7 protein-coding genes are annotated in these 16,464 nt (G+C 62.9%); 5 read left to right on the top strand and 2 right to left on the bottom strand.

Going from position 1 to position 16,464, the window contains the following annotated elements; translation table 11 throughout:
- The first annotated feature begins 69 nt into the window (after positions 1-69).
- From DN745_RS04290 to DN745_RS20185, 4 genes are all read left to right on the top strand, one after another.
- Positions 70-813 (top strand): NAD(P)H-binding protein, encoded by a 744-nt coding sequence (locus DN745_RS04290; protein WP_111332480.1) that lies wholly within the window; start codon positions 70-72, stop codon positions 811-813.
- 141 nt (positions 814-954) lie between these two features.
- Positions 955-2,961 carry an amidohydrolase family protein gene (locus tag DN745_RS20100; protein WP_111332478.1) on the top strand — a complete coding sequence of 669 codons (2,007 nt, stop codon included), beginning with the start codon at positions 955-957 and terminating at the stop codon, positions 2,959-2,961.
- A 206-nt stretch (positions 2,962-3,167) separates the two neighbouring features.
- Entirely contained in the window at positions 3,168-6,827 is a 3,660-nt protein-coding gene (locus DN745_RS20190) for an amidohydrolase family protein (RefSeq protein ID WP_162687443.1), read from the top strand.
- A gap of 402 nt (positions 6,828-7,229) precedes the next feature.
- Complete coding sequence (locus DN745_RS20185) at positions 7,230-10,961, top strand: amidohydrolase family protein (RefSeq protein ID WP_162687442.1); 3,732 nt, start codon at positions 7,230-7,232, stop codon at positions 10,959-10,961.
- 166 nt (positions 10,962-11,127) lie between these two features.
- Here the strand turns inward: DN745_RS20185 and mnmG are convergent, their stop codons facing one another.
- Positions 11,128-13,023: a tRNA uridine-5-carboxymethylaminomethyl(34) synthesis enzyme MnmG gene (mnmG, locus tag DN745_RS04265; protein WP_111337537.1), complete on the bottom strand. Its 1,896-nt coding sequence runs from the start codon at positions 13,021-13,023 to the stop codon at positions 11,128-11,130.
- Positions 13,024-13,399: 376 nt separating this feature from the next.
- On the opposite strand from mnmG, the gene DN745_RS04260 reads away from it, so the two are divergent.
- On the top strand, positions 13,400-14,155 hold the full coding sequence (locus DN745_RS04260; protein ID WP_111332474.1) for a hypothetical protein: 756 nt from the start codon (positions 13,400-13,402) through the stop codon (positions 14,153-14,155).
- 20 nt (positions 14,156-14,175) lie between these two features.
- Here the strand turns inward: DN745_RS04260 and DN745_RS04255 are convergent, their stop codons facing one another.
- Positions 14,176-16,431: an FUSC family protein gene (locus DN745_RS04255; RefSeq protein WP_111332473.1), complete on the bottom strand. Its 2,256-nt coding sequence runs from the start codon at positions 16,429-16,431 to the stop codon at positions 14,176-14,178.
- Positions 16,432-16,464 lie beyond the last annotated feature (33 nt).

The raw sequence follows: 16,464 nt of genomic DNA, 5'->3' as shown, positions 1-16,464 counted from the left end.
CGATGCTCATCGCCCGCGCTCCATACGCCCCTATAATCGAACGAGCACCAGCCCCTCCCCGGAGTTGCAATGACGACGAACGCCAGCGAAAAATCCAGCACCCCGCGCATCCTCGTGATCGGCGCAACAGGCTATACCGGCCGCGCGGTCGTCGCGCAGTTGGCCGAACGCCCCGCGACCAAGGTCTGGGCCCATATTCGCCCGGACTCCTCGGCGCTGCCGGACTGGCAGGAGCGCGTCAAAGCCTGGGAGAATGTCGAACTTTCGACCGCCGCCTGGGAAGAAGAGGCGATCCGCGCCGAGCTCGCGCGCCTCGAGCCCACTCATATTTTTCTGCTCCTCGGCACCACGAAAGCGCGCGGTCGCCAGGGGACGGATTCGGCGGTGGCCGACACCTATGAGGCCGTCGATTATGGGCTGACGCATATGGTGCTTGAGGCCAATAAGGCGACCGCCCAGCCGGGCCGGGTTATTTACCTGTCGGCCATCGGGGTCAAACAGGGCACCACGAACCCCTACCTGAAGGTGCGCGCGCGCATCGAAGCCGAACTCCAGGCGGCGTCGGTCTCCTGGGCCTCCGTGCGCGCGTCCTTTATCTCGGGCCCCGACCGCGGCGAGTCGCGCCCCCTGGAGCGCATCGGCTCCGTCGCCTCCAAGCCCCTCTTCGCCGCGCTGGGCGCGCTGGGCGCCAAGAGCCTGAGCGAGCGCTACCAGCCACGCACCGGCGCCGAGCTGGCCGCGCTGCTCATCGACTGCGCGCTCAACCCCGAGCTCAGCGGCATCCTGCACCTCGACGATATCGTTCGAGGATGAATGCCTAGGAGGCTATAGAAAGTGGCGCCCGCGCCCCCATCTCTTTTGCGCGCGGCGAAATAGAAATGCTATAGTCACCTCCCGCGCCCTTGCTATTTTAGCTGCCGAATATTGACCCACCGCAGAGCCCATAGGCTGATAATGCAAAGCAACCGCCCCGGCCGTCTTCTCTTTATCCTCACTGCATTCTTAATGAGCGCCGCGGCCTGCGGTGGCGACACCGCGTCGACCCAAGATGCCGGCCGAGACACCGGGTCAGACGCTGGAGATATCGCAGAGGAGTTAGATGGGCGCGATTTGGACGCATCTGACGCCGACCAATCGGATACCGAGCAGCCCGATGCCGACGCTCAAGATACCGAGGAAGCCGACGCCGATGATGCGGATACGGACTTCGACGCCGGGGACAGCGAAGAGCTCGACGTCAGCGATGCAGACTCCCTCGACGCGGATACCGGCGACGAGGACGCGACCAACCCAGACGCCGGACCGAGCGATGCGGGTGATGCCGATGGCGCTGATACAGACACCGTCGATCCCGGCCAAGAGAATGTCATCGTCTGCGATAACGCGACCGCCGCGCCGTCGCCGGGCGAATCCTGCCGAAGCGTCGCGGGCACCAACAATTTCGTCTTAATGCAGGGCGACCTACTCGCCGGCGATAAGGTCTATGAGAACGGGCAAATCCTCATCGACCGAAGCGCGGTCAACGCGACCATCGCCTGCATGGGCTGTGATTGCGCCGATGAAGCCGACGCCGCCGCCGCGACCCTTATCGAATGTGGCGAGGCGGTCATCAGCCCGGGACTCATCAACGCGCACGAGCACCTCGCCTGGAGCACCAACACACCCGCCGCCCACGGCGACGAGCGCTACGACCACCGCAATGACTGGCGCACCGGCACACGCGGACATGATAACCTGCAACTTGGCCCAAGCGATGGGCGGACCATCGGCATTCTCAATGGGGAGCTTCGCCATCTTTTAAGCGGCGTGACCAGCGTCGCCGGCTCGGCCGGCGCGCCCGGTCTGGTACGAAACCTAGACCGCGCGCAGAATACCGAGGGCATCGACGTCAGCGTCAGATACGACACCTTCCCGCTGGGAGACGCTGGCGGAGACCTGCGCAGCGCCGATTGTGACTATCCAAGCATCAAGGACCCGTCCGTGCTCACGAACGATATCTTTTTGGCGCACGTCGCCGAGGGCATCGACGCCGAAGCACGCAATGAATACCGCTGCCTATCCAGCAGCGCCAACGGCGGCCAGGACCTCATGGCGGCCAACACCGCGTTGGTGCACGGCGTCGGACTCAACGCCCAGGATATCGCGCAATTCGCCCAGCGAGGCAGCAAATTGGTCTGGTCAGCGCGCAGCGATATCGACCTCTACGGCCACACCGCCGAAGTCACCACCTACGACCGTTTTGGCGTCAATATCGCTATCGGGAGCAATTGGGTGGTCACCGGATCGGCGAATATGTCGCGCGAATTGCAATGCGTGGATTATCTCAACCAGAATCACTACGACCACTATTTTAGCGACTATGATATCTGGAAGATGGCGAGCGAAAACGGCGCGATTGCCTTGGGCGTGGGCGATAAGCTCGGTAAAATCGCCGAGGGTTATATCGCCGATATCGCTGTCTATAACGCCGGCCAAAACGCGGGCTACCGCGCGGTGATTGACGCCGAAGCCGACGACCTCCTGCTCGTGATGCGCGGCGGCAAAGCCCTGGTTGGCGAGCCCAATTTGATGCAGGCGTTGACCCCGGCCGATGAGCTGAGCAATTGCGATAGCGTCACGCTCTGCAGCGACGCGCGCCTGGCCTGCCTCAAATCAGATATCGGAACCGGTAGCTTCAGCTACCATTGGGCCGACATCGCCGGGCTGTCGAGTTATGGGCCTTTCTTCTGCGCCACCCCGGCTGGTGAGCCAAGCTGCGTGCCGGCACGCACCGGCGAGTATAGCGGAATGAGCTCGCCGCTGGACGCCGATGGCGACGGCATCGCCGACGCCGACGATAATTGCCCCACCGTCTTCAACCCCATCCGCCCCCTCGACGGCCAGGCCCAGGCCGACTCCGACGGCGACGGCGTCGGCGACGCCTGCGACCCCTGCCCGCTGAGCGCGGACGATATTTGCTAAGGATTCAGCCCCACCCCTTGCGCCAATGCCCAGAGGACGTTGACCCTGCTCCGGGCGAGGTGAAATCGTTTTAAATCTCAGCTATACTGTTTGGGATTCAGAGCACCTCCCACAAATAAATTATTTCTTTATTGAGCTTATCGGTTTGAAGCCGCGCTTAAACCGACTTCATAATACGCATGAGACACAGGCTGACGATGAGTACGATGCTACGAAAACGTCTTCTCCCCATCCTCGCGCTGCTCCTATTTTCTGCTGCAGCTTGCGGGGAGGATTCGACCGATAAGGATAACCCCTCCGAGAATAACGACCGCGCAGACGCCGGCGACACCGGCGGGGATTCGGATGCAGGCGACCCGGATGCCGGCGATGGTCAATCCCCGGACACCGGCGGCCCGGACGACCCGAAGCCCAGCTACGAGAACCTCGTCACCTGTGAGAATCCGACCACGCCGCCCCCGCAGGGGCGCTCGTGCCGCACCACCGACGGCACCTCCAACTTCGTGTTGATGCAGGGCAATATCCTGGCCGGCGACACGGTCTACGAGAACGGCCAGATCCTCATCGACCGCAGCAGCGCCCACGCGACGATGACCTGCGTGGGCTGTGATTGCGGCGATGAAGCCGACGCGGCCCAGGCGACGACGATCGAGTGCGCCGAAGCGGTCATCAGCCCCGGCCTGATCAACGCCCACGAGCATCTGGGCTGGGCGGCAAAATCGCCGGTCCCTCACGGCGAGGAGCGCTTCGACCACCGCCATGACTGGCGACTCGGAAAGCGCGGGCACACCAATATCAAGAGCGGCGCGAGTAATAACAGCAAAAGTGCCGTGCTCTACGGCGAGCTTCGCCACCTGCTCGGCGGCGTGACGAGCATGGCGGGCTCCGGCGGGGCGGCTGGATTGGTGAGAAACCTCGACCAGTCCCGCTATACCGAGGGGCTCGACGTCACCGTAAAATACGACACCTTCCCGCTGGGCGACTCCGACGGCACCTATATCACCGAGGGCTGCGCCTATGGCGGTATCACGGCCGAATCGGTGCTCGCCAACGACATCTTCTTGCCGCATGTGTCGGAGGGAATCGGCCCGGAGGCGCGCAACGAATTTAGCTGCCTCTCCTCGAGCACCAACGGCGGCCGCGACCTGGTCGAGGCCAACACCTCGATGATTCACGGCGTCGGCCTGAACGCCGCCGACATCGCCGAGGTCGCCGCGGGCGACACCAAATTGGTCTGGTCGCCGCGCACCAATATCGACCTGTACGGACACACCGCCGACATCACCACCTATGACCGACTCGGCGTGAATATCGCCCTAGGAACCGACTGGGTTTTGAGCGGCTCGATCAATATGCTGCGCGAGTTGCAATGCGTGGATTATCTCAACCAGAATCACTATAACCACTATTTTAGCGACTATCAGATCTGGCGCATGGCCACCGCAAACGGCGCGGTCGCGCTGGGCGTCGGCGACAAAGTCGGCACCATCGCCGAGGGCTATATCGCCGACCTGGCCGTCTATAATGCCGCCGACAGCGACTATTATCGCGCGGTGATCAACGCCGGCGTCGAAGATGTGCTGCTGGTCATGCGCGGCGGCAAGGCGCTGATCGGCGAGCCGAACTTGATCCACGCGCTGGTGCCGGCCGATGAGGTCGACGATTGCAGCGGCATCAGCATCTGCGACGCGTCGCGTCTGAGCTGCTTTAAGTCGGACACCCTCTACAATGAGGAGACCTATAATTGGACCGACATCATCAACAGCGGCACCTATGGGCCGTTCTTCTGCGGCGAGCCGGAGAACGAGCCGAGCTGTGTGCCAGCGCGCCCGGGTGAGTTCAGCGGGATGAGCACCGACCTTGACTCCGACGGCGACGGCATCCCGGACGCCGAGGATAATTGCCCCCACGTCTTCAACCCGCCGCGCCCCCTGGACGGCGGCGTTCAGGCTGATTACGACAACGACGGCATCGGCGACGCCTGCGACCCCTGCCCGCTTAATGAGGGCGATAATTGCGAGAATTTCGACGCCGACGACCGCGACGGTGACGGCATCCCGAACGACAGTGACAATTGCCCGAGCGTGGCCAACCCCGACCAGGCCGACCGCGATAACGACGGCATCGGCGACGCCTGCGACCCCTGCCCCGACTACGCAAACCCTGGCTATAGCGCCTGCCTCTCGAGCACCTATGAGATCTGGGATGGCACGCAGATCGAGGGCGCCAAGATCCGCCTCGAAAATATGATCGTCACCGCCAGCGACGACGCTCAGGCGATGATGCTCCAGCACACCTCTGGGGCGGCGTTTGACGCCAACGGCGTGGCCCAAAGCGGCGTCTATGTCTATATGCCCAACGCCGACGTGCCGATCGCTGCGCGCGGGGACCTCATCGATATCGAGGCCACCATCAGCTCCTTTGGCGACTCGCTTCAACTGACGAACCCGGAGGTGCTGACCATCAACTCAAGCGACAACCCGCTGCCCAACCCGGTGCGCTTGAACCCGGCTGATATCGCCACCGGCGGTGCCGACGCCGACACCTATTTGGGCGTGCTGGTGCGCGTGGATAACGTCACGGTCACCTCCGCCATGGACACCTACGGCGAGTTCGAGCTCACCGGCGGATTGCGCGTCGACGACGTCTTCTACCTGGCCGACCCGGCGCCGAGCGTTGGCGAGGGCTATTCGGCTGTTATCGGACCGCTGCAGCATTCCTTTGGCAGCAATAAGATTTTGGTGCGCGACGCCAATGACCTGGTCCAGGGCAACCCGGCGCTCAGCGATTTGAGCCCGGGCTCGGCCTTCCTCGACGCGAGCGGCACCGCCCAATTGACGGTAACTCTGACCCACGGCGGCTCCTCGGCCACGACGGTCGCCCTGAGCTATTCGAATAATAAGGTCAGCGGCCCCTCGAGCGTCACGATTCCCGCCGGCGAGGCCAGCGCAGATATCACCTTGAGCGCCAACGGTAGCGCGGGCGATACGACCACCATCACCGCCAGCTACGACGGTGATTCCTTCAGCTCAACGGTCACGATTTATGACGACTCCTCGGCGCGCTCGCTTGTGTCATTGACGCCGAACCCGCTGAGCATCGAGACCAACCGGAGCGCTGATTTGACGGCCACGCTTAATCTCCCCGCCCGAAGCGGCGGCCAACTGCTCATCATCACCTCGACCGGTGACGTCAGCACGCCGGCGACCGTGATGATCCCGGCGGGAAGCCTGTCGGCCAATATCCGCGTCAGCGCGGGCAATACCGGCGGCGCTGCCAGCGTGACCGCGAAACTCGGCACCTCAAGCACCCGCACCGCCAACGTCAACGTCAGCACAGGCCCGCCCATCCCCTGCCTGATCATCAGCGAATACGTCGAGGGAAGCAGCTATAATAAGGGCATTGAGATCTTCAACTGCGGCAGCACCGCCCTGCAGCTGTCGGACTTCGGCGTCTGCCAGATCAACAACGCCGAGACCGACTGCGAGGGGTATCAAACGATGCTGCCGTCCCACACCCTGGCTCCCAATGAGGTCTTCACCATCTGCAACTCCCGCGGCACCTTGCCGATGAGTTGCGATCTGGAGGAAGGAAGCATCACTCGCCACAACGGCGACGACCGCTTCCTGGTCTTCAAAGACGACAACGCCTCGGGCAGCTTCGAGCGCGGCGACGACACGGTCACCGATGCCTTCGGCGAGACCGAATGGCGCCCCGGCACCCTGCTCTGGGAAAACGTGACCTATCGACGCTGCAACTTCACGCCGTATTTTGGCCAGACCCTCTTCGAGGTGTCAGACTACTTTAGCACGCACCCGATCGACGATATCTCCGACTTCGGTGTCGCCCCCGAGCCGGGCTGCTAAACGACCCTCCCGAGCGGGACGCCCCCGCCCGAGAGCTCCCGCATCATCCCCCCGCGGCGCCGCCATCCTCATCCGAGGGTTCACGCGCCGCGGGGATTTTTTTAGTCCACCCCATCTGCCCGCCGGCTTCGCACAAAACTCGCCGCCAATTCTTGGCCAGTTGCGACCTTTGGATTACTCATGTAGAGCCACTCTTGGTGGCGGCCTCGCCATCAATAATGCTCAGACAACTTCGGAGGGTAGTCGTCCCAAATCACAGCGGGATGAAATCAAATTCAAACTCGGGTAATCTACCGGGGATGAAAACAACCTCTCACAGAATCAATGAGTGTTTTATTGCCACGCTCGGTCACAAATCACAGCTCGACCGATTTTATTAATCGCATAAGCCACGGACTGACGATGAGTACGATGCTACGCAGACGCCTCCTCCCTGTCCTCGCGTTGTTGCTACTTTCAGCAGCAGCGTGCGGGGACGATTCCACCTCCGACAAAAACAATAACGAGCCAGATACCGGCATCGACGGCGGCACCGATGTCACCGACACCCCGGACGGCTCGCTTCCCGATGGGGGAGACCCTGACGCGGGTGACCCCGATGGCGGCGATCTCGATGGGGGTGACCCCGATGGCGGCGACCCCGACGGCGGTGACCCCGACGTCATCGACCCGCCCGAGGGCAATCGCGTCACCTGCGCGAACCCGACTACGCCGCCTCCCTCGGGAGAGACGTGTCGGGCCACCGCGGGAACCTCGGATTTCGTGCTGATGCAGGGCACGGTCCTGGCGGGCAATACCATCTACGAAAACGGTCAGGTCCTCATTGACCGCAGCAGCGAGAACGCCACGCTTGCGTGCGTCGGCTGCGATTGCGGTGATGACGCCGACGCCGCTGCAGCGACCGTCGTTGAGTGTGCAGATGCGGTCATCAGCCCGGGCCTGGTCAACGCTCATGAGCATCTCGGCTGGGGCGCGGACACCCCGCGCAGCCACGGCGAAGAGCGCTACGACCACCGCCATGACTGGCGAAAAGGCAAGCGCGGACACTCCAAGATCAACCAGGGAAATAGCAGCTATAACGACGCGCCGGTGCTCTTCGGTGAGCTTCGTCACCTGTTGAGCGGCGTCACCAGCATGGCCAGCTCGGGCGGCAAAGTCGGCCTGGTGCGAAACCTCGATTACGCAGCGACCACCGAGGGCGTCAACGTCCGGGTCAAATACGAGACCTTCCCGCTGGATGACTCCAACGGCACGATGCGCTCCGATGGCTGCGGCTATAGCGAAATCGACCCGCTCTCGGTGCTTAATAACGATATCTATCTGCCGCATATCTCAGAGGGCATCGACGCCGAAGCGCGCAACGAATTCGGGTGCCTCTCCTCGAATGAGGGCGGCGGGCGCGACCTGATTGAGACCAACACCTCGATGATCCACGGCATCGGTTTGACCGCCGCGGATATCGCCGAGGTCGCCGCGAACCAGACCAACTTGGTCTGGTCGCCGCGCACCAATATCGACCTGTACGGCAACACCGCCGACGTGCTGACCTACGACCAACTCGGCGTGACCATCGCGCTGGGCACCGACTGGATCTTGAGCGGCTCGGCCAATATGACCCGCGAGCTTCAATGCGTCGACTACCTCAACCAGAACCACTACAACCACCACTTCACGGATTACCAAATCTGGAAGATGGGCACCGAAAACGGCGCGATCGCGCTGGGCGTAGGTGACCAACTCGGTAAACTCGCCGAAGGTTATATCGCCGACATCGCGATCTATAATGCCAGCGAAAGCGACGACTACCGCGCCGTGATTAACGCCGGCGCCGACGACGTGCTCCTGGTCATGCGCGGCGGCACCGCGCTCATCGGTGAGCCCAATATGATGCAGGCGCTGGTCCCGGCCTCCGAGCTCACCAGCTGCGACGACGTCACCCTGTGCGCCGGCGAGCGCGTGGCATGCTTCAAATCCGACACCGCCGACGGCGGCAGTGGCTATGGCTGGGCCGACATCACCGGCGCGTCGAGCTACGGACCGTTCTACTGCGACGAGCCCGCCAACGAGCCGAGCTGCGTGCCCGCACGCCCCGGCGAATACAGCGGCATGAGCACCGACCTGGACTCCGACGGCGACGGCATCCCGGACGCCGAGGATAACTGCCCCGACGTCTTCAACCCCTCGCGTCCGCTCGACGGCGCAGGCCAGCCTGACTTCGACGGCGACGGCATCGGCGACGCTTGCGACCCCTGCCCGCTCAACGCTGGCGACGAGTGCGTGGCCTTCGACCCGAACGACCGCGACGGCGACGGCGTCCCGAACGACGCCGATAACTGCCCCGGCGTGGCGAACCCCGACCAGGCCGACAGCGATAATGACGGCATCGGCGACGTGTGCGACCCCTGCCCCGACTACTCAAACCCTGGCTTCAGCGCTTGCCTGTCGAGCACCTATGAGATCTGGGACGGAACCCAGGCCGAAGGCGCGACGGTCCTGCTCGAAGACATGATCGTCACCGCCACCGATGGCTCACGCGCGATGATGATCCAGCACACCTCGGGCGCCGCGTTCGACGCAAATGGCGTGCCGAAGAGTGGTGTCTACGTCTATATGCCGAACGCCCCGACGACCGCACCGATCGCGGCCCGCGGCGACATCATCGACATTGAGGCCACCGTCGGAAGCTTCGGCGACTCCTTGCAGCTCGTCTCGCCCACGACCATCACCATTAAGTCGAGCGGCAACGCCCTGCCGGCGCCGGTCGTGGTTGACTCGGCCGACATCGCCTTTGGCGGCGCCGAGTCCGAGACCTATTTGGGCGTGCTGGTACGCGTCAATAACGTCACGGTCACCAGCGCCGTCGACCAATACGGTGAGTTTGAGCTGACCGGCGGCATCCGCGTGGACGACGTCTTCTACGCGCCGGTTCCCGAACCGGTCGTCGGCGATGCTTTTAGCGCCGTCATCGGACCGCTGCAGCACTCCTTCGGCTCGAACAAGATCCTGGTCCGCGACGAGAGTGACCTCGTCAAAGGTCTGCCGGAGCTGCTCGACCTGAGCCCCAGCACCGCGTTCCTCGACGCCACCAACACCATCCCTCTGGCCCTGACGGTTGAGCTGAGCCACGCGGGTGCTGACGACACGGTCGTCTCCGTGACCTACTCCAACGGAAGCGTCACCGGCCCGGCGAGCATCACGATCCCGGCCGGTCAGTCCACCGGGACCATCGACCTCAGCGCCGCTGGCGCTGCGGGAGATATCACCGATGTCACCGCGACGCTCGACGCCACCTCGATGAGCAGCACCGTGACGCTCTATGACGACGCCACCGTGCGCACCGTCGCGTCCCTGACGCCCGATACCCTGGGTATCGGCGTCGACGGAAACGCCACGCTGACCGTCTCGCTAAACGCTCCGGCGGGAAGCAGCGGACAGGTCGTGGAGATCGCGACCACCGGCGACATCAGCGCGCCGGCGAGCGTGACGGTCCCGGCCGGTGAGTTCAGCGTCGACTTCCAGGTTGTCGCTGGAAGCAGCGAAGGCGCCGCAAGCGTCACCGCCTCGATTGGCGGCGGCGCGGGCATGACAGCCGATATCACCATCACCACGGCCCCGGACGTCGCTTGCCTGATCATTAGCGAGTATGTCGAGGGCACCGGGTTTAACAAAGGACTGGAGCTGTTCAACTGCGGCACCTCCGATTTGGACCTGTCCAATATCGGCATCTGCCAGCTCAACAACGCCAACACGACCTGCACCTACGAGACGATGCTCCCCGCGCAGACACTGGCTCCGGGCGATGTCTTCACCGCCTGCCACGACAGCGCGTCGTTCTCCGAGTCCTGCGACCTGCTCGACGACAATGTCATCGCGCATAACGGCGACGATCGCTACATCATCTACCAGGATGACAACGCCTCGGGCGCATTTGAGCGCGCCGACGACTCCATCACCGACGCGTTTGGTCAGAGCACAGAGCGTCCCGGCTCGAGCATCTGGAAGGACACGACCTACCGTCGTTGTAACTTCACCCCCTACTTCGGCGACACCCCCTTCGACGTGGCGGACTATTATACCGCGCACCCGACGAACAACGCCGATGACTTCGGCATCGCACCGACGGAGGGCTGCTAAGCCAACCTCAGGGCGTGTCTAAGCACACGCCCTGAACAACTCCGAAGCACCAAAAACCCCGCAGGGCGCGACTCATTCGAGAATGAGACCGCGCCCTGCGGGGTTTTTATTTCCGGCCGATGACTGGCGCCAACCAGGTGACGAACCAGCCATCAAACGAGCTGTATCAGGCGCTCATCTTCAGGTGAATCAGCAGCGCCGAAATCGCCGCGGGCGTCGAGCCCAGCACGCGCGCCGCCTGACCGACCGTGGTGGGGCGCGTCTTCGACCAGCGCGAGATAACCTCGTTCGACAACCCGCCGACCTGGCTAAAATCAATCTCGCGCGGGATGACCGCGCTCTCCATCTCGCGGTGCTTCTCGACCTGCTTCATCTGCCGGCCGATATAGCCTTGGTATTGCACCTGAATCTCGATCGCCTCGGCGACCTCAGGGCTGAGCTCGTCGAGCTTTAAGCCCGGAGCAAAGCGCGCGGCGACCGGCAGCAGGTCTTGCAACGAGTTATCGGTGCGCTTGAGCAGATCTTCAAAGCTCACGCCGTTTCCGGCCGAGCCAACGCCCTTCTCTTTGAGGAACGCGTCATTCTCAGGCGTGCCGCCGATCGTCGCGCTCGCCAGCGCCTTTCGGGTCTCCTCGATGATGCGTTTTTTCTCGGTGAACTTCGCGTAATGCGCGTCGCTCAAAAGCCCGAGGCGATGGCCGTATTCGGAGAGTCGCCAATCCGCGTTATCTTCGCGAAGCAATAGGCGGAACTCCGCGCGGCTGGTGAACATGCGATACGGCTCATCGACGCCCTTGGTCACCAGGTCATCGATCAAAACGCCAATATACGCCTCGTCTCGACCGAGCACCAACTCCGGCTCGCCGCGGTGCTGCAAGGCGGCGTTGATGCCAGCCATAAGACCCTGCGCCGCGGCCTCTTCGTAACCCGAGGTGCCGTTGATCTGGCCGGCCAAAAACAGCCCCTTCACCCCGCGCAATTCCAGGGTCGGGTCGAGCTGAATCGGGTTCACGCAATCGTATTCAACCGCGTAGCCCGGCCGCATAATCTCGGCATTCTCCAGCCCCGGGATCGTCTTCAAGATCTGCATTTGCACGTCCAGCGGCAGGCTCGTCGAGATGCCGTTGGGGTAGATCTCGTGGGTGTCGAGCCCCTGGGGCTCCAAAAAGATCTGGTGCGAATCTTTGTCCGCAAAGCGCACCACCTTATCCTCGATGCTCGGGCAATAGCGCGCCCCAATCCCCTCGATCGCCCCGGTAAACATGGGCGAGCGGTCGGTATTGGCGCGGATCACATCGTGGGTCTTCTGGTTGGTGAAGGTGATAAAGCAGGAGACCTGCGGCAGCATCTCGGTCTCGTGATAAAACGAGAATTTGCGCGGGTGCGCGTCGGTCGGCTGCTCGGTGAGCCCCGACCAGTCGATGGTGCGACCGTCTAGGCGCGGCGTGGTCCCGGTCTTCAGGCGCCCCATATCCAACTTCAGGCTTTGCAGCGTCTCGGCAAGCCCCACTGACACCGAATCACCCGCGCGGCCGGCCGCAAAATTATCGGTCCCGACGTGGCAAAGCCCGCGCAAAAACGTCCCGGTCGTGATGACCACGCGCTCGCATTCATAGAGAATATTCAGGCTGGACACGACGCCCTTGACCCGCAACTCTCCGCCCTCTTCTACGAGCTTAATATCCTCGACGCGCCCCTGCTTAATATCGAGGTTCGGCGTATTCATCAGCTCGATCTGCATCTGCTGACGATAGATACGCATATCGCATTGCGCCCGACTCGAGCGCACCGCCGGCCCCTTGCTGGTGTTCAGACGCATATATTGGATCGCTGAGGCGTCCGCGATTTTGCCCATCACACCGCCCAGCGCGTCTACCTCTTTAGCCAGATGCCCCTTGGCGACCCCGCCAATCGCCGGGTTGCAGCTCATATGCCCGATGGTGTCGATATTCATCGTCAAGAGCAGCGTGTTCAGGCCCATTCGCGCCATCGCGCTCGCCGCCTCAGAGCCAGCATGGCCCCCACCAATAACGATAGCGTCGTATTTCTTCGGATGCGTCAACATAGGATATTTCGTGGTCTTGCAGGTGTGAGCGAATCGAAGGGCCACAAAACGGCCGCCGAGTCGCAGGAACGCGGCGATATTTGTAGCGCCACCATTCTATACGTCAAGAGCGCGCGCGTGGGAAATGTCATAAAAATCGCCGACCTATAACCCACCCCCGACAGCCTGCCCCATCACGCCACAAGACCCCAGCCAGCTCGCCGGGCTGGTGAATCAGACTGACCGCCAGACTGACCGCGCAAAGACCCCACCCAGCTCGCCTGGCTGGTGAACAGACTGACCGCCAGATAGTTTTGATTCACGCCCGCCATCCATTTACAATCCCACCGAAACGCCCCAGACGATTCACAAACAGACCACCCCAGGAGCCACCATGAACCTGCCCCCAAGACCGCACCAATTTCTGCTCGCCCTGGCCATATCCCTTGGCGCCACGACCGTGAGCGCCTGCGGCGACTCGGCCCCCAGCGAACTCTCGGCCGGCTCAATCTCCATTTGCTTCGACTTCCCCTCAAGCGACGCCGGCCCGCCCCTCGAAGATTTCGTCGAAACCGTTAGCGCCGAGGTCGTCTTCGACAAAGCCATCGCCGATACCAGCAAAGAGGAATTCGACAGCTATTGCCGCGCGAGTAGCTCCCGCGTGTTGCAGGTGAAGACCAACGATCAAACCTGGAGCATCGGCTACCAGGCCAAAGATGAGGACGGCGCCGACATCACCCCGGTGGTCGACTTCGCCCCGGGCCAAAATATCACGCTGACCGTGAAGCAACAGTCGAGCTGGGGCAGCTACCACACATTCTCAGCGCGCAGCGAAGACGGCGTATTGCTGACGCTGAACGACGGGCGCGTCGAGGCGCTAGAGCCCGAGGCAATCGAAGGCCTCTCGGTCGCCGTGGGTGAAAAGGGAGGCGGAAGTGATCTCGACGAATGCGGAAAACGCGTCGGGCACACCCTCGTCTTCGACGCGCAGAGCAGCGCCACGCTCACCAGCGGCGCCCAGGCGAGCATCGAGCTCGACGCAGGCCCAGCCCAGGTCATGAACGTGGCGTCCTGGACTTTCGACAACGTCCAATGCACCGACGTCTGGGGGCCCAACGCCTGGATGGCCTGGCGCACCAGCGCGCTCTAAGCCGCGAGACACGCCACCGATTATTTACGAATACTCTCATCCGAATCCAGCGCCCGGCCAAACTCCCGGGCGATCTTTTCGGCCGCCCGAAGCGCGTTGATCGCCACCGTGCTCGGCGGCAATCGCTCGCCGGGCTCATCGGGCAAATCGAAGGGCTCGCTGAGTCGAACCTCGTCGCCGTCGGCGTCATAGCGCGGCTGATTCTCCGGCCCCGCGGCTGCCCTTTCGTCCGGAAACCGCAGCGCGCGCGCGAGCCCCCGGCAAAGACGCCCGAGCCGCTCGGCGCGCTCAGCGATGGACTCGCGCAATCCGTCACTCAAGTCGGGATTCGACGGCTCCGCCGACGCGGCCAGGTTGCGCGCCTGGTAGACCAGCACGCCGAGCAGCATCAGCTCGTAATTCACGCTCACCGCCTTCACCAGGACCAGCCGCCCGCGCATCGGGCGCGCCGCCTCGCGCAACTGCTGCAGGCTTCGGGTCAACTTTCGCGAGCGCTGTTTTATAAAAATATCCGCGCTCTTCTTTCGCATATAGACCGCGCTCGCCTCAAAATAGCCCGCGCACTCCTCCAGCAACAGCGCCATGCGGTTATGAATCTTCGGGCGAGTGCGCGTCGGCAGCACCAACACCGCGACCACCACGCCGATAATCACCCCCAGAAGCGTCTCCTGAAACCGCACCATCAAGACGTCGCGCACCGGCCTGCCCATCAGCGCGTAGAGCACACCGATCTGCACCGTCACCGCGCTGATCATCCAGGTATAGGAGACCTGCGCCAGGTAATAACCCACAAAAATCGCCACAAAGATCAGCGATAATTCCAGGAGCATATGCCCCTCGACCAACATCACCAACCCCAGCCCAACCGCCACTCCGATGAGCGTCCCAAGCACCCGCTGCGCGCCTTTGATCATGATATGGCCGCGCGAGCCGGTGCGAATAAAGATCACAAACGACGCAATCACCGCCCAATACCACCGGGTCGGCGACACCAAATGCCCGGCCAAGATAGCCAGCGTCCCGGCCAGCACGGCCTGAACGGCCTCGCGGGTATTGGCGCGTATCTCGCGTTTTCGTTCCGCCTCCGGCCCCTCACCGCTGGCCTCATCCGGGGCGATGCTCACTTCTGGCGCCGGGCTCATGGGCGAAAACGGGTCTAAAACGCGCGCGTCTTCCAGACTAAGCTCAACCTCATAGGCGTCCCAAAAGACGATCTTCGCGACATCGTCCAGGGCAACCGCAAACCGCCGTAGCGGCTCATGCCGACTGACCTGCGAGAATTTAATCAGCGCCTCCAGCCGCGGCGTGGTCGGTTTTCGGTCGCGCCCACGCGCGGCGTCAATCACCGGGCGCGCCTCCCGCAGCGCGGCCACGATCTCGCGACGAACCTCCGGGTCATCCTCGTCCATCGTCAGGATGCGCCGCAGGTTCACCGTCACCCGCTCGGCGACCATCTCCACGGCAAAGATCCAGCGCGGCAGCGGCACCTCATGCGGGCCGTAATCGAGCGCGCTATTCGACTTCACCCGGCTGAGCTTGGACGCGTGCTCATTATAGACGAGCCAGGCATCCTCCACGCGCAGCGCGGCGGCGTTGAGTCGCTCCAGATTCTCGATAATAAGAGGCCTTGCCCGCTTCCATTTCTCGGCCGGATTGCCGTCCCCACTCGCCGCATATTCAAGCAAACGAAGCAGCATATTGGTGCGACTTAACATCGCCCGGCGCGCCCAGACAAAGCGCCACTTCCCCTCGCGAAATAGCCAAAACCTGACCGCGTAGGCGCAGGCGAGCGACAAGACGGTGGCGGCGAATATCCAGGGGAAATCCGCGACGCCGACGTTCAAAAACAGCGCAAAGATATAGCTAAGAACCCCCACCATCCCCAGCGCCAACCCGCGCGCGCCGTAGCGCCGCGAGATGACCGACGCCAAGATCACCCCAATAAAGCCCACACCATTGAGCAGCGGGTCGCTCGCCAGCAGCGTCCCCAGCACGAAGACGCCCAGCGCCGGAATCGCCAGCAGCAATAAGGTAATCTTCTGGGCTCGAATCGTGTCATCGTTGACCAGGATGACCCCGAACATCGCGATGACCACGCCGGGAAGACCGGTCGCTAACTCCTGGCCGAGCCACGGCGCCAGGATGAAGAGCAGCGTCAACGATAAGCCGACGGTTACCGCCGCGCGCGCGCCGATGCGAAGGCGGTCCAGCCCCGGGTCCGACGCCCGGAAGCTATCCCGCCAATATTCGAATCCGAGGCGATATCTCCCCAACATGCTCTATCCAATAAAGTGAACGAATGCGCCTAA

The sequence above is a fragment of the Bradymonas sediminis genome (genome assembly GCF_003258315.1).
In the GTDB taxonomy this organism is placed as follows: domain Bacteria; phylum Myxococcota_A; class Bradymonadia; order Bradymonadales; family Bradymonadaceae; genus Bradymonas; species Bradymonas sediminis.
The sequence above is the reverse complement of the archived record's forward strand: the minus strand, read 5'-3'. Positions and strand labels throughout refer to the sequence as shown.

Bases quoted from the DNA above. Each gene is read 5' to 3' on its own strand.
- DN745_RS04290 (WP_111332480.1), top strand. From the start codon at position 70: ATGACGACGAACGCCAGCGAAAAATCCAGCACCCCGCGCATCCTCGTG.
- DN745_RS20190 (WP_162687443.1), top strand. From the start codon at position 3,168: ATGCTACGAAAACGTCTTCTCCCCATCCTCGCGCTGCTCCTATTTTCT.
- DN745_RS04255 (WP_111332473.1), bottom strand. From the start codon at position 16,431: ATGTTGGGGAGATATCGCCTCGGATTCGAATATTGGCGGGATAGCTTC.
- DN745_RS20100 (WP_111332478.1), top strand. From the start codon at position 955: ATGCAAAGCAACCGCCCCGGCCGTCTTCTCTTTATCCTCACTGCATTC.
- DN745_RS04260 (WP_111332474.1), top strand. From the start codon at position 13,400: ATGAACCTGCCCCCAAGACCGCACCAATTTCTGCTCGCCCTGGCCATA.
- DN745_RS20185 (WP_162687442.1), top strand. From the start codon at position 7,230: ATGAGTACGATGCTACGCAGACGCCTCCTCCCTGTCCTCGCGTTGTTG.